Genomic DNA, 16156 nt, shown 5'->3' with positions numbered 1-16156 from the left:
CTTTATAACTCTTTTTCACACATATCTAACGCTGCTGCAATAACCGCATCCATATCGTAATATTTATATTCTCCGAGTCTTCCTCCGAAGATGATATTTTTTTCTTTCTCAGCTAATTTCTTATACTCTTCATATAATTTTCCATTCTTTTCGTCATTGACTGGATAATATGGTTCATCTCCTAATTTCCATTCAGAACTGTATTCACGACTGATAACAGTCTTTGGAAGGTCGTTTCCTTCTTCGTCTTTTCCGAATTCAAACCATTTGTGTTCAATAATCCTTGTCCATGGTGTCTCGGCATCTGTGTAGTTCACAGCTGCATTTCCCTGGAAGTTTGGCTGGTCTAATACTTCTGTCTCAAATCTTACGGAACGATATTCTAATTCACCTAATTTGTAATCAAAGTATGCGTCAATCGGTCCTGTGTAGATTACTTTCTCTGCTAATGCATCCAGTTCTTCTTTGTGTTCAAAATAATCTGTATTTAAACGAACTTCTACATCTCCTAACATATTTGCGATCATCTTTGTATATCCGCCCACTGGGATTCCCTGGTATAAGGCGTTGAAATAGTTATTATCAAATGTTAAACGTACTGGTAATCTCTTAATGATAAAGGATGGAAGCTCTGTACATGGTCTTCCCCACTGTTTTTCTGTGTATCCTTTGATCAGTTTCTCATAAATATCTGTTCCAACCAAGCTGATCGCCTGTTCTTCCAGATTCTTTGGCTCTGTGATCCCTGCTTCTTTCTTCTGCTCTTCAATCTTATCTGCAGCTTCCTGCGGTGTGATCACACCCCACATCTTATTGAATGTGTACATATTAAATGGCAGAGAATATAATTCTCCTTTGTAATTTGCAACTGGTGAGTTTGTGAATCGATTAAACTCTGCAAACTTTGTAATGTAATTCCATACTTTTTTATTGTTTGTATGGAAGATATGGGCTCCGTATTTATGTACATGAATCTTCTCAATATCTTCTGTGTATACATTTCCTGCAATATTTGGTCGTTTGTCGATGACTAAGACCCTCTTTCCTTTTGCTGTTGCCTGCTGTGCAAAGACGGCTCCGTATAAACCGGAACCTACGATCAGATAATCATATTGTTTCATTTTTGTTTTGTCCTTTCTTGTAAACTTCTTATCTATATTATCAAGGTATCTCCCAATATCCATTTTAAAAATAATATTTCTCTGGATAATTATAATCGTTGTAACGTGTGTTCACAATAATATATGGTACATCAACACCACGAAGCACTTTATTCTGCGATGCAATCCTTTGGTATTCTTCTTGTGTAATATGATTATATATCATTGGATATTGCGTTGCCGTATTCTGGTTCTTCCATGGCATACACTGCATAACTCTTGGAAGATTCTGAAACGTACAATCCTCGATATTAATCTCTGAAACACCTCCTCGCACCAAGATTGCTCTGATCTTACGATCCCTGTTATAGGAAGTATATTTTCCTTTACTGTTTTTCCCAATATTCATAAATCTCGTATTGGTCAAAGACACTCTTTGCCAGTTCATCATCTCAATCCCACCGCTGACACAGTTTTTTATCATGCAATCAGAAATTGAGATATCTGTGTGATATTTTTCTACAGAATACTGATGTGTTCCTATTGCTTTTTCGAGATTTGAAAATATACAGTTTGTAATCTGCACATTCTGATTTGGCGTACAGTCATACTGACTCCAGCCATGAGTAAACCCTCTTGTTTTCTTATCTGGAGTATCTAGATTGATTGCCTCGGATGTATGACGTTTACTTGCTTTATATCCTGTAAAGGTACAACGATTGACATTTACATTCTGTGATGCATCCATCTCGATAAAATGTCCATATTTCATATTTTTAAATGTGATTCCCTCAATCGTAACATTTCTGTTATGACACATAACAAGTGCAATACAATTCTGACCAGTTTTTCCCTGATAATCCTGATCGACCACTGCCTTTCCTGTTGAATATATCTTAACATCATGAACCCCATTATATTGTCCATGCACACCCTTTTTCTTCGCTTTCGATGGTTCCAACAATTCAAAAATACCACCACCTGGTTTCATTTTCTTTGCTTTGGTTTTCATGATCTTTTTAATCGTTACACCATCTTTGAGTTCGATCGTAACATTGGATGGAATATATAAAACATTTGGTATCTTATAAGTCCCCTTTTTTATGACTAATTTTCCTCCACCCTTTTTTTCGAGCAGTTCTAAATAAGAGCGGATCGCAAAATACTGTTTTGTTGTGGAATTGTAGTATCCTTTTGCTTTTTTGTACTTTCCTTTATATGGTGATGACTTTGGCGTGATCGTGTATGTCTTCTTTGCTGCAGCTTGCGCTTTTGTGTTTGATGTTAACATCATCGCTGAAAATACCGTGATGGCTGTAATTGCAAACACTAATTTTCTTTTTTTCAAATTTATTTTCTCCTTAGTTTATTTATACTCTTTTTCAAATCCGATTTTGCACTATTAATTGATTTCTGTGTTGCCGCATTGCTGTATAATAATATCATCAAATTTATTCATCAGCTCTTTATTCGGAATTCTTACTTCCCCATTCTCGTAACTTAAGAATCCATATACGATCATTTATAATAAAAAATCTCATCATATGGTCCTGAACTTGTCCAGTAATTTCCAATATTATTATTTGTCAATGCCAAAACTACCGATCTTGGATTATACATTCTCTCTCCTGATTTTGTCGTATAACCATCGTACCATTCTTTCAAATCTTCTCTTGAAATATGAATCTCTCGTGTATTCCTCGTATATTTCTCATACAACTGATCTACTTCTGAATCTGTAAATCCAAAATATTCATTATATTTCGCCTCAGATGCCATTGTATATTCCCAAAACATATTTAATTCCGATCCACTGGAATACTTAGCAATCGGAAGAATTCCTGTCATATAAGTCAATTGTACATATGAACGATCCTTCAAAAGGTTACTTAAAAATTGAATCTGAATCCTGTTTTTTTCCTAAAAAAGCAGTGATCATATTGGCCATGATTTTTCCTCCATTTATGCAAAAATTAGTACTTTTTTGTTATTCTTGACACTTTTTAGTACTTTGTTACTTCTAAATAATACTTATTATACACAATTCTTTATCTTTCGTCTATTATAGTATTCTCCGTCTTTATCCGTTTAAGAACTTCTGATGGCTGATATTTTATTATTCATTTCTTACTCATTCTTTTTGAAAGATTAGATTCATATTGCTATGTCTATTTAATGAATTTAAATCCTTTTCTATATATTCCCACGTTTCTTTATATGATCCTTCTACTGCAACTGATTCATCTGAAATAAATTGAATAAATTCGTCTGATTTTCCTTCATATTGCTCAGCAAAATCATCTGACTTTTCTAATTTTTCATCATCTGTAAAATCTTTCAATTCATCGTATAATACATGTTCTAAGTTACATGAATTATAGTAAACACGGTATTGAATGCCATCAATATTCTTTGTTGTTCTTAATTTAAATAAGACTTCTGATTTCTTTGCATTTCTATTTCTTATTCCATTCACATTCTCTGCTTCTATATGATCTTCATAATATAAAACTTTAGATTTGTTGCTATTTTCTCCTTCTTTTTGCATTACTTTATCATCTGATATATAAACGCCATCCGTATCAATCAAATGAATTATCTTAATATAATCTGTCTTACTATAATTATATTTTTTCTTTAATTCCTTTAATTTTTCCTTTATTTGTTCATTTACCTTAATAATAGCATTATCTTTCGTAATATAATTTTTAATTGTTATATCCCCGTGAACTATCAAAAATTTAATATCTTCACTATTAAAATACTCTTCCATAATAGGTCCTAATGCTGCTCGATCACTCGGACCTTCTACTATAAATAATATTACTTTTTTCTCATTCATTATTTTTTACACACCTACCTGCTTTTCGAAATGCCCTTGCTATCTTCAAGCTACTGGTTTCTTTATAAATTTCTTCTTTCTGTCCTCCAAGTGTTATGCTTCTTAAATAAACATCTCTCAGATTGTTTGATTGTTTTATATTTTTCATATGAATATATTGGTTTGAGGAATTGGTTGTTGAAAACATTATACTTTCTTTTTCCAACATTTCTAATGCTCTAAGATTATGTGATGTAAAAATCAATTGGCCCTTTGCACTCTCATCAAATATTTGCAGCAATTCTCCTAATATATATTCGAATATTCCTGCATCTAATTCGTCTATTGCCAGACAAATAGAAGGATCACTAAACGCTTGAATTAATGCATTTAAGATTGAAATTATTTTTATAATTCCCTCTGATTCCATTCTAATTGGAAATGACGGCATCCCTTCTCTTGATGACATAAGTTCAATTTTATATCCTTCTTCTCCATTATCCATTAACTGGCTGCCATATTCTTTAATTTCAATTCTTAATCCTGGAATAATTGTATACAAAACTGTATTAATTTCTTCAATAATATTTCTTAATATTTTTAAATCTTCATTATCCAAGATAGTCGTTTCTAAAAGAGATACTGGCAAATCTCCTTTTACCCCATTATTTTCACTATCAATTCTAAAAGCCATTGGTAAAACAATGTTTGCTGAAATCACACCTGAATGTACATTATTAATTACAAATAAATCCTTCACCGCAAATTCAAATAATCTTTTTATAATAAAAGAATATTGCTGAAATTTTCCATCATATTTCTTAAAAAAGATTTCCCTGCTATTTGCTCCAAATATATAAGAACAATTTGATTTTTCTGCCATTTTTTTTGCTACTATCAAATCCGTTTTATCTTCTTTATTCTCATCTAATAATTCTTCTAATCTCTTTTTCGGTGTAAAAATATCTTCTCTATTGTCTCTTTTAAATTCCATAAATATTGTTTTATTATTTATTTTTTTATCTTCAATAATTTTTGAACAGCTCAAACTTTCTTTTTTAATAACTGCGAAATTATCTTTTTCTCGTACAATACAAATATTGTAATCTACATCATACATAATATTGTCTTCAAAAATAATAAATGATGCTTTTAATTCTGCACTTTCTTTCTTCATATTAATGTAATCTGTTAATTTTTTTTCTATACTTTCTCCGGTCATAAATTTTTGTAAAAAATACATTGTATCAATAACAGCTGTTTTTCCTGAACCATTTTGTCCATATAGCCCTAATATCTCTGAATTATTATATCTTCTCTCATTTTGATAACTATTAGGCATTTCAATTTTTCCAAATTCAACATTCTTTATATTTCTTAATTCCAATCCTTGTAACCTAACAATTGTTTGACTCATAATCTTCCTCCATACGCCTTCTATTATTTTCTATTTTATGCTATTGCAGAAAAATTATCAATATTTTTTTATTTTTATATTTTTTATTCCATTTTCGCAAAAACAGTGCCAAATTTTATGTAAAAAAAGAATGTTATAAAATTTCAATAACATTCTTCTTTTATTCTTAAGATCTTTGAGAGATCATAAACAGTATACTACGACAATAAAAACCCATAGCCATTTTTGATATGACTTTCTAACTAATTTCGCTCTATACATTAAATCATTATTTAATTTATTTGGAATTTTTTGAATAATTTAGTCTTAATTTTGCAATTTATTTTGTAGACTGATTTCTTAATGTCTACGGGACCTTAATTACTAATTGACAGATTGTCATCAGTATGGATCCGTGCCACAGGCAGGTTTTTTGACTCCTGTTTTTCAGATTTTTCTGATTCAGACATAACAGGAAGTTCCACAAAAATAGTTTCAGAACTCTGAGTTGTTTCAATATAAGCTTCACGGACACGGCGGAGTCTGTAATAGTAGTTAGCCTTTGTGATTCCATTTTGGCTGCACCATGTTTCAACCTTCATGCCTGCCGGACGTGATTTGCATTCATGGATCTGTCTGGCCCATTGCTGAAGTCGGACTTGTGAAGCAACTAAACTTGGTTGAGTTTTTATGTGATCATCTCCTATCCAAGTACAAAAAGTTAAGTACTTAACTTTTTTGACTTTTTATATTTTGTATAGGATAATGATAGCAGAGTAATTTTAATAAAAAAAGGTACGTGCTATTGCGCGTTTACTACTGAATATCCCTATGGAAACAATTATAAAAAGAAAGCTGCAATAAGCCAACGTTTTTTCATGACGTTTTGTGCCTTGAGCAGCGCGAAAGGAATGGATATAAAAATGAAAATAATAATTGAAGTTTTTAAAAATTATCCAGATAGTATTTCTGCATTGTGTGCAACATTTACATTATTTGGATGTATAGTAAGTGGATTTTTTAACCATATTGTTAATAAGAAAAAATTAACATCAACACAAAAATCCTTAGAAGAAAAAATCGAAAAATTACAAATAAAATGTAATGAATATAAAGAGCGTTGTGAAACTTTGGAAAAACTAATTTCCGATGATATTGTTAAAGACAATAATGGCGACTTCTATTATTGGAAATCAAAACATCAAAGGCTATGTCCTGTTTGCTGGATAACACATCATAAAATAGTTCCCATAAACGATAGAGAAAACACTGGTTATTACAAGTGTATTATATGTAATCATAAAGGTATTTACAACAAAAATATTGTTAATCAAGTTCAAAATGAATATTCTTATGCGGCAGAGCCGCCTGTCCAGTTTAGACTGAGCCATCTGTCCAGGCGGAGTGAGCCACTATAATATCTGCGAGTTTACTCGCGTAATGATTTATCTAATCCGTAAACTTCGCGCATAGAAATATCATGTTCAATATCAATACCTCTGATATTGATCCGATAACTGTCATATGCAATACGATCTAATATAGCATCTGCCAATGGACTGTCTGAACCTCCAAGTTGATCATACCATTCTTCAAATTCATACTGAGAACAAAAGATGGTAGATGATTTTTTACGTCTTCTGTGTAAAAGTTCAAAAATATCTCTTTGTTCTGATTCAGTTGGCTTTAATAAAAGCCATTCATCTAAAATAAGAAGAACTGGATTTGCATATTTAGCCATGATCTTTTTGTAATTGCCATTGTCACGAGCCAGCTCAAGATCAATCAAAAGATCAGGTAACCGAACATACTTGGTATTAAAATATTGTTTACATGCTTCCATACCAAAGGCACATGCCATGTACGTTTTTCCGCAACCAGTTGCACCTGTGATAAAGATATTTCTATGTTCAGATATATATTCACATGTAGCAAGACGAGTGATCAATTCCTTGTTCAGTTTACGTCCGGATGTATAATCGACATCCATGATACTTGCATCTGGCTGATCAAACTCAGCTTTTTTGATCAGTCTCTTTAATCGATTACTTTTTCGGTTATTATATTCGATATCTACAATCATACCGAACCGGTCTTCAAAAGGAACTTCGTTAAATTCAGGATCATTCAACTGATTACGAAATGAATCTGCCATGCAGCTAAGTCGCATTTCAATTAATTTATCAATTGTGCTTTGATTTGTCATAGTTATTTACCTCCGATAATAATCAGCACCTCTTGTGATGCCGTGTGCTTTGTGTGTGGATTCTGTATGATCAGCTTCCGATTTCAGTTTTTTTGAACTGGTCACAAGAATGTTTTTAATGCTCTTATAACTCGGTGACGAAGTATAGGATAAGGCTTTTTTACAAGCAGCTTCCAATAAAGTATCAGAGTACTTTTCAGCAAGCTTCAGTAATCCCATACAACTTCGGTAGGTTTGCTGCTCCACACGTTTGGAGGTTAAGATTGCATTGACTGCATGATATGTATTTATTCCAATCTGTTCAGCCCATTTACGGAAACGATCACCATTCCATTCAAGATATTTCTGATGATCCTCTGGCATATGTGCTGTAACAGTACTGTATTGACCCGGACGTCCTTTTAGTCGACGATGAGAAGCAATACGATTGTGATTATAAAAGATCTCAACTGTATTATCTGTTATTTTTACATCAACTTTCTTTTTGATGTATTCATAAGGAACTGAATATAGCATTTTATCCACAGATATGTGATAATTGAACTGAACTGTGGCGGTTTTCCAGTCGCTTAGTTCAAAACGGGTAGCAGGTAATGGGGATAGCAAAGGCTTTTCATTTTCAAGGAATAGCTCCAACCGGCTACCTTCCTTTTTTTGAAAGAGTTTTTGGTTAAAAGTCAAAAGTTTTTTTCTGATAGCCCGATTTAATTCCGCAAGTGAAAAGAACTGTTCATTGCGAAGTGCTGCTGTGATCCACGTAGATATATTTCCAACGGTTCCCTCTGCATTCGGTTTATCTTTAGGACTTCTGACACGAGCAGGTATGATCGCAGTTCCGTAATGTTCAGCTAGTTCCTGATAGATTTGATTGATCTGTTGATCTTTCCGTTTTCCGTTATGGATAACTGCTGTTTTACAATTATCTGGCACGAGGATCTTTGCAACACCGCCAAAATATTCATACATATGAATATGAGCCTTGATCCATGATCGTTGTTTCATATCCAAAAAAGCTTCAACGTAAGTATACTGACTGTATGTCATCACACCAACAAAGATATGTGCCTTGATGATCTCTCCTGTATCTGGATCGATGATCATTGCAGGATCACCAGCCCAGTCAACTTCGATCTGCTCTGCAGGTTTACGTTTGATATGCATGGTAGCACGATGTTTCTGCTCATCCTGTTGAATGTGATAACAGAATTGAGAATACATCAATGGTTCATCTCCATTTGCACGGCAATCTTCAATATATTCTGTCCAGAGAAGTTTTTTACTGACACCATTGCGGAGTAGTTCTTTTCGGATGTAATCATAATCAGGCATCCGACGGTTTGATCTGTTGTGTAGTTTTGGATATAACAACTGCTCTAATACTGCATCTGTCTGATCATCTGATAATGGCCAGGAAAGATTTAACTCCTTAGCACGTTTTAAAACTTTTGAAACAGTATTTCGAGAACATGGAACACTTAAAGCAATGTTCCGATTACTAAATCCCAGACTGGAAAGTCTGAGAATCTCACGATATTTGGTCATCGTTAGGACCTCCTTCATAATAGATTTACACCTAATAAAAGTGTATAAAACTATTATAAAGGAATCGGCTCAATGAATCCGGAACAGTGGCTCAGCCTAAAATGGAATGGTGGCTCAACCATGTCGGACAGATGGCTCAATCAGTCCAAGATTATTCACAAAATACAATAAGTGAAGCAATAAACAATTTTTATGATGAATAATGACACAAAAAATTATCGACTATTAAGGGATACTGTTATTTGTATTATAATACATGATTATATATTTACCAAACTTTCATATTGCTAGTTTTTATTATAAATTAAGGATCTAAACAACATCAATCATTTAGATCCTCAATAATTTCATCACTTCCAAAGCCTCTCCGCATAAACACCATTCTGAATCAACTCTGCGAAAGCCTTTTGAACAATTTCTTTATCTTCTTTATACGTAACTCCAAACCAACGATCCTGTGTCTCTAATACTTTAACATTGGCTCTTTTCTCTTTTAACAGTTTGTCCACAATATTCGGCAACAAATATTCACTCTTTAAATCTCCTTCTTTCACATTGGCAAGGAAATCTTTAAAATCTTCTGCTAAATAATCTATAAATTCTGGATATCCTGCCCACATGTTCATAGATACTTTATCTTCCGGACTAATCCATTCTTGTACTTTAGGATCGTCGCATTTGATTTCTCCGTCTTCTCCCATTTCTATTCCTGTTGTTTCATGTACTTGACTTAGTAAACCATTCTCGTCAACCACACTCACACCTCTAGTCACGGTACCATTATCACTTAATGTATTCTTTAAGATAAATCCACCCATACCCATTGTAAACTCTCTACCTAAATCTTCTCCGTTTACTAAGAAATCATGCAGTTTCACAAATGCTTCTTTGCCATAATAATCATCTGCATTAATAATTACAAATGGTTCTTTCACAACATCCTTACAACATAGTACTGCCTGTCCTGTTCCCCATGGCTTTGTTCTTCCTTCTGGTAATTTAAATCCTTCTGGAAGATCATTAAGTTCCTGAAATACATATTCAACGTCAATTTGTTTTTTTATTCTGCTTCCGATAACTTCCTCAAACTCTTCAAAAATATCTTTACGAATAATAAAAACTACTTTATTGAACCCTGCTTCTTTTGCATCGTAAATAGAGTAATCCATAATAATTTCCCCATTTGGCCCCATCTTTGCCAATTGTTTAATCCCTTCTCCAAATCTGGAACCAATCCCCGCTGCCATAATAATTAATGTTGTATCCATCATATCCTCCTTCCTGTATCTTCTCAAATCCTAAACTCTATAATTCTTTTTCGCACATATCAAGTGAAGCTGCAATCACCGCATCCATATCGTAATATTTGTACTCACCAAGTCTTCCGCCAAAGATGATATTTTCTTCTTTCTCAGCCAGTTTTTTGTATTCTTCATATAATCTGCCATTTTTCTCATCATTGACTGGATAATATGGTTCATCTCCTAATTTCCACTCTGAACTATATTCTCGGCTGATCACTGTCTTTGGAAGATCCTTTCCTTCTTCATCTTTTCCAAATTCAAACCACTTATGCTCAATGATTCTCGTCCATGGTGTTTCGACATCTGTGTAGTTTACGGCTGCATTTCCCTGAAAGTTTGGCTGGTCTAAAACTTCTGTTTCAAATCTTACGGATCGGTATTCTAATGCTCCTAATTTATAATCAAAATATGCATCGATTGGTCCGGTATAAATGACTTTCTCTGCCAATGCATCCAGTTCTTCTTTGTTCTCAAAGTAATCTGTGTTCAAACGTACTTCTACATCTCCTAACATATTGGCTACCATCTTTGTATATCCGCCAACCGGAATTCCCTGATATAAGGCATTGAAATAATTATTATCAAATGTCAGACGTACTGGAAGTCTTTTGATAATAAAGGAAGGAAGTTCTGTACATGGTCTTCCCCATTGTTTTTCTGTATATCCTTTGATCAGTTTTTCGTAAATATCTGTTCCGACCAGACTGATTGCCTGTTCTTCTAAGTTCTTTGGCTCTGTGATCCCTGCTTCTTTTTTCTGCTGTTTGATCTTATCTGCCGCTTCCTGTGGTGTGATTACTCCCCACATCTTATTGAATGTATACATATTAAACGGAAGAGAATATAATTCTCCCTTATAGTTTGCAACTGGTGAATTTGTAAAACGATTAAATTTCGCAAACTTTGTGATATAATTCCATACTTTTTTATTGTTTGTATGGAAGATATGTGCTCCATATTTATGCACATGAATCTTCTCAATATCCTCTGTATATACATTCCCTGCAATATTCGGACGTTTATCAATTATTAATACTTTCTTTCCTTTTGTAGCTGCCTGCTGTGCAAAAACAGCTCCGTAAAGTCCAGAACCTACAATCAAATAATCATATTGTTTCATTTGTTACTTTCCTTTCTTTTTGAGAAAACTCTTCTTAAGTATCCCATCAACTACATAATTTTGTACAAATTTCTCTTTCGTCAGCAATAAAATTGTGCCATAAATCCCAAAGAAGCTGATACCTGCTACTACTAATTTTAAAAATACCATATCAACAAATCCACTGCACTTTATAGATATAATATTTGCCAAAACCAACGCTACCAACACTTTCCAGTATTGAACCTGTTTTGCTATCTTAAAAAACAAATCTTTCAAATACATAATCTGTACAATTAACACAACAAATTCCGCAACTAACGTACCCAGTGATGCTCCTGCTGCTCCCATCTTAGGAATAAAGATAATATTTAAAATCAAATCTGCCACTGCGCCTGCAACAACAGAGTAAACCAACTGTTTTTCTTTATTCAATGGTGTTAATACCTGAATTCCCAATAAATTTGATAATCCAATCAAAACAATTGTTGGTGCAATAATCTGCATCGCCAATGTTGCTCCAATAAACTCTTTTCCTGAAAGAAATACTAAGCAATCTCTTGCATAAAAAATTGTGAATAACATTAACGGCAAAGCAATAACAATAACAAAATTATATGCTTTCCTTATCAATGTCTGGAATTCTTCTTTTCTTCCTTCCATAATATAATATGATAGTCTAGGCAATAAAACCGCCCCTAGGGATGTTACCAAGCTTGTTAAAATAGTCTTTACCTTTACTGCTGCTGCATACAATCCAACATCTACATCCGTTTTCATAAAACCAAGCATGACATTATCCAGATTGGTATAAATATTTACCGCAACAACCTGGGCAAATAATATTAAAATCGGCTTTAAATGCTGTTTAATATCATAATTTCCAACTGGTTTTAACGATACATATTTTCTAAGATTAATAAAATTCAACACATTAGAACCTGCAGATGCCAAAATGGAAGTTACTCCATAAAATACATAATCATCTGGACTATGTATGAACATGAACATCAAAATAACACCTACAAATTTTAAAAATATCGAACGTTTTGCTATGTAACCGTACTGCTCTAATCCTTGATACAGCCAATTAACCCCTAATGGATCTAGTAAAATTGATACTCCTACCACAAGAAACAAAGTTCGATCAGATTGAAATCTTGGAACGAATAAAATTGCTAATATGTATACAATAGATACTAGTAACATCATAAACAAATGAATGCTTAAAATTTCCTGTGTTGTTCTATTCAACTTTTCCTGGTCATCTCTTACTTTCGCTGTTGTCCGAATTCCGTATGTAGGAATTCCTAATGCTGCTACCATTGTAAAATAGCTTACTACAGATATTGCGAAAGAAACTTTTCCTGTTCCTGAAACTCCTAAAATTCTGGATACATATGGAAACGTAATCAACGGAAAAATAAAATTTGATGCAGTTAATATGAAGTTCATTATGAAATTGAATTTTACTGATTTGATTTTCATATGTCACATATACTCTTTCTGTAATATTCTGAAGTGTTCTTTTCAAAACAATTTGAAATGCAAAAAATAAATGGATTAAATGCCAAATCTAACCATAGTGGATCTATCATCCATGCACACGAGCAAAGCATCAATGAAACTGCTAAAAAATAATTTTCCTCAATTACTGTTTTATACTCTAATATTGTAAATAAAATAATAAAAATTACAAATATAATAAGTCCATAATTAATTATTGTATGAATATATGATGAATCTACTATCTGATAATCACCTTTCAATTTACCCGCATTTTCAAAATTATATCCTAACCATTCTATTTTCCGTCCCAACATGTGTATTCCATATTTTTCAAATGCTCGATGACCTAAATGTAATCGATTAGATAAAATTTTATCTAATAAACTCAAAGAATGATTATAGATAATCGTTAATACTAACATACAAGTGGCACATAATAACGTACTATTTTTCAAAATAAATTTAATAACCGCTTTTAATTGTCTTATAACAATTCCATTAGAAACTATAATATGAAGTAAAATTGCTAAAAATACTATAGCAAAATCTACTCTCGTAGCTGATACTCTATATACCAGAATATTCACTATAGTAATCAAAATATATTCATAGAATTTTATAGTATATCTTTTCAAGTATAACCATACAATCACAAGCATTGTATATATATGTGGTAAATACGAAACATAATAAAATCCAACTGTATGTCGAATTCTGTTATCCAAATCAAAGATAACATCTGGAATAACATGCAATCCACATCCTAATAAAGTAAAAAATACAACAATTACTTGTAAAATACATAGACATTTTAATATTTTTTCCAATTCAATTCCTCTTGAGCCAATAATCATTAATCCTATAAATAATAATTCTTTATCTTTTGATATAACTGCACTTAATACAAGAAATATAATGAATATTAACATTTTTATTAAATCTTTTATATAAAATAAATCATATAATATTTTTAATATTATTATCATATAGCCTAAATATCGAACCAGTTTTAAAATTATAGCTACTCCAGGATAAACAAAAGGATATGCTGTTACCATAAATAAATTTCCAAACATAATTGCTATCATGCCTAAAAAAAATAAAATTTCTGAATACTTTACTCTCATTTTTCCTCACTTTACCTATCGATACTCTCTAAAGCCGCTTTTATATAATAACCATTTCTAAGTTTGTTAGAAATCTTTTTTACATTTTGTGCCATAGTATTATATTGCATATCTGAAATTTCCAACAATCTATCTTTAATTTCAGACAAATCATTCACTGCAATCCCCAAATTATTTTCGACTATAAATGGTGCTAAAGCAGCTTTTTCCCATATAATCACTGGTATACCTGATGCTAAATATAAGGATGTTTTATGTGGATTATTTAACTTCAAATACTGTCCAAAAGTTCCTTGGCATCCATTTGCTGAATATCCATCCCATACCAAACCAAACCTACCATTTAATTTTAAAGGTAACTCATTTGCTGGAAACGCTCCGTGATAACAAATGTTATCTAACCCCTCATCTTCATAATGCATTCCATATAAGTCAAAGTCTACATTTTTAGGTAAATGATATATATACTCTGATTTTTCTCTTGAAAGATTTCCCGCAATAATAACACTATTTTTACGTTCTTTTATTGGTATTGTTTTCTTTTCATCAAAATCTGGTATCAAATAATCAAAAATTCCTAATGAAATCATTCTAGATTCATCAATCCCTTTCTTTTTAAGAAAAGATTTCATCGAACTATTATGAACAATAATGAGATCAAATTGTTTCAATGCTGGTATCTCCTGCATTTGATACATTAATTTTGTTTTTTTAGGAATATCATCAACTAATGCATAACGCATAGTTTCTAAATCATGAATAACCGCCACTAATTTTATATTTTTTCTTTTTAATACTTTGAATGTGTGTTTTAAAAAAAAATAATTGGCAATTGGTGGAAATTGTACTAATGCAAATTTCTCTTTTGGTAAAACACTACATTTCTTTATCCATATTTTCGACATGCTATAATGATTTAATAATTTTTTAAAAATATTTTTTTCACTTTGCAAACGATGTACATTCAAATCCAATACATTATAATTTGAATTTTCCAAAATTGTTTGTATATCTGCTCTCGCTTTTCCTAACGCAGTAAAATTATCATTTTCATCTATTACAATTTCATTAATACTTGTAATCATCTTTTCTTCTCCAATTTTCCTTTTAAATTAAGTATTATATGTAAACAATTTAATTTTAACAGTATTTTTTTTATTTTTTCTTTAGATTCTAAATACATGCTATCTTTTAAAATTTCTAACCTTAATTCTTTCATTTCATTCGAATTTTTTTCTAATTTAGATAATGTACAATAACACATTAACAGAATATTAATTTTATGTTTTTTGAAATCATTCTTTAGTTCATTTGAAAGTCTTTTTATATATTCTTCTGCTTCACGATATGTTTTTACTCGATTCCACATATCCTTACTTCTTAAGGTTTTTGTTATTGAATTATTGTGCTGTACATAATGATATCCTTTATATGGAATATATTCTGCCCCATCACTTTCCATAAACAATTTATAAAAGACAGCTTCATCCTCATACAATCGTCCATTTGGAAATTGAATATTTTCAAACAATTTTTTAGGAATTAACATACTCCATAAATAACAAAAAAGCTTTTCATTCCATATTAAATGGAGAAGCTCATCATTTGAGTAATATTCCATCTTTTGTACCAAATGATTTTTATTTGCTAATGTTGGATTTCGTATCACATCTCCATTAACATCACAAATTTCATAATCAAATATTAATATTTCTTTATCTGATTTTATCTTTCTATCTAATAAACTTTTATATAAATCTTTTTCTAAATAATCATCCGAATCCACAAATGAAATATATTGTCCTGTTGCATTTTCTATTCCAATATTTCTAGTTGCCGCAATGCCATTATTTTTTTGATGTATTACTCTTATTCTTTCATCTGCTTTCTCCAATTCATTGCATATTTTCTCTGAACCATCAGTTGATCCGTCATTAATAATTATTATTTCTAAATTACTATAACTCTGATTCATAATACTCATAATACATCTTTTTAAAAATTTTTTCGTATTATATACTGGCACAATCACTGTGATTTTTTTATCCATAT

General features: G+C 31.7%; 13 protein-coding genes and 1 pseudogene. 1 reads left to right on the top strand and 13 read right to left on the bottom strand.

Annotated elements, in window-relative coordinates:
• Positions 1-2: 2 nt before the first annotated feature.
• From glf (QUE18_RS02790) to QUE18_RS02770, 5 genes and pseudogenes are all read right to left on the bottom strand, one after another.
• A complete protein-coding gene (glf, locus tag QUE18_RS02790) occupies positions 3-1121 on the bottom strand; it encodes a UDP-galactopyranose mutase (RefSeq protein WP_040344388.1) in 1119 nt (372 codons plus the stop codon).
• A 64-nt stretch (positions 1122-1185) separates the two neighbouring features.
• Positions 1186-2448: a glycoside hydrolase family protein gene (locus QUE18_RS02785; protein ID WP_009203962.1), complete on the bottom strand. Its 1263-nt coding sequence runs from the start codon at positions 2446-2448 to the stop codon at positions 1186-1188.
• Positions 2449-2502: 54 nt separating this feature from the next.
• Positions 2503-3002, bottom strand: a pseudogene (locus QUE18_RS02780) (P-loop NTPase family protein); the annotation flags it as partial.
• Positions 3003-3231: 229 nt separating this feature from the next.
• Positions 3232-3942, bottom strand: a complete 711-nt coding sequence (locus QUE18_RS02775) for a hypothetical protein (protein ID WP_009203966.1) — start codon at positions 3940-3942, stop codon at positions 3232-3234.
• Positions 3935-5338: an AAA family ATPase gene (locus tag QUE18_RS02770; RefSeq protein WP_009203967.1), complete on the bottom strand. Its 1404-nt coding sequence runs from the start codon at positions 5336-5338 to the stop codon at positions 3935-3937. Before QUE18_RS02770 ends, QUE18_RS02775 begins: the two co-directional genes overlap by 8 nt.
• Before the next feature lie 902 nt (positions 5339-6240).
• Here QUE18_RS02770 and QUE18_RS02765 point away from each other — a divergent pair.
• A complete protein-coding gene (locus tag QUE18_RS02765; RefSeq protein ID WP_286258893.1) occupies positions 6241-6735 on the top strand; it encodes a hypothetical protein in 495 nt (164 codons plus the stop codon).
• A gap of 11 nt (positions 6736-6746) precedes the next feature.
• Here QUE18_RS02765 and istB read toward each other — a convergent pair whose 3' ends face one another.
• The 8 genes from istB to QUE18_RS02725 all read right to left on the bottom strand — a co-directional run bounded on the left by istB (position 6747) and on the right by QUE18_RS02725 (position 16154).
• A complete protein-coding gene (gene istB, locus QUE18_RS02760; RefSeq protein ID WP_009203658.1) occupies positions 6747-7523 on the bottom strand; it encodes an IS21-like element helper ATPase IstB in 777 nt (258 codons plus the stop codon).
• 6 nt (positions 7524-7529) lie between these two features.
• Positions 7530-9065: an IS21 family transposase gene (gene istA, locus QUE18_RS02755; protein WP_040344287.1), complete on the bottom strand. Its 1536-nt coding sequence runs from the start codon at positions 9063-9065 to the stop codon at positions 7530-7532.
• Positions 9066-9415: 350 nt separating this feature from the next.
• Positions 9416-10333 carry a nucleotidyltransferase family protein gene (locus QUE18_RS02750; RefSeq protein ID WP_009204107.1) on the bottom strand — a complete coding sequence of 306 codons (918 nt, stop codon included), beginning with the start codon at positions 10331-10333 and terminating at the stop codon, positions 9416-9418.
• Positions 10334-10370: 37 nt separating this feature from the next.
• The gene (gene glf, locus QUE18_RS02745) at positions 10371-11489 is read right to left on the bottom strand and encodes a UDP-galactopyranose mutase (protein WP_195465717.1); all 1119 of its coding nucleotides are present in this window, start codon (positions 11487-11489) and stop codon (positions 10371-10373) included.
• 3 nt (positions 11490-11492) lie between these two features.
• The gene (locus QUE18_RS02740; RefSeq protein WP_009204104.1) at positions 11493-12956 is read right to left on the bottom strand and encodes a flippase; all 1464 of its coding nucleotides are present in this window, start codon (positions 12954-12956) and stop codon (positions 11493-11495) included.
• Entirely contained in the window at positions 12953-14104 is a 1152-nt protein-coding gene (locus QUE18_RS02735; protein WP_009204103.1) for a hypothetical protein, read from the bottom strand. The genes QUE18_RS02740 and QUE18_RS02735 overlap by 4 nt, the downstream gene beginning before the upstream one ends.
• A gap of 11 nt (positions 14105-14115) precedes the next feature.
• Positions 14116-15189: a glycosyltransferase gene (locus tag QUE18_RS02730; RefSeq protein ID WP_009204102.1), complete on the bottom strand. Its 1074-nt coding sequence runs from the start codon at positions 15187-15189 to the stop codon at positions 14116-14118.
• Positions 15186-16154 (bottom strand): glycosyltransferase family 2 protein, encoded by a 969-nt coding sequence (locus QUE18_RS02725; protein WP_009204101.1) that lies wholly within the window; start codon positions 16152-16154, stop codon positions 15186-15188. The genes QUE18_RS02730 and QUE18_RS02725 overlap by 4 nt, the downstream gene beginning before the upstream one ends.
• Between the last annotated feature and the right edge of the window lie 2 nt (positions 16155-16156).

Source organism: Anaerostipes hadrus ATCC 29173 = JCM 17467, assembly GCF_030296915.1.
Taxonomy (GTDB): Bacteria; Bacillota; Clostridia; order Lachnospirales; family Lachnospiraceae; genus Anaerostipes; species Anaerostipes hadrus.
The sequence above is the reverse complement of the archived record's forward strand: the minus strand, read 5'-3'. Positions and strand labels throughout refer to the sequence as shown.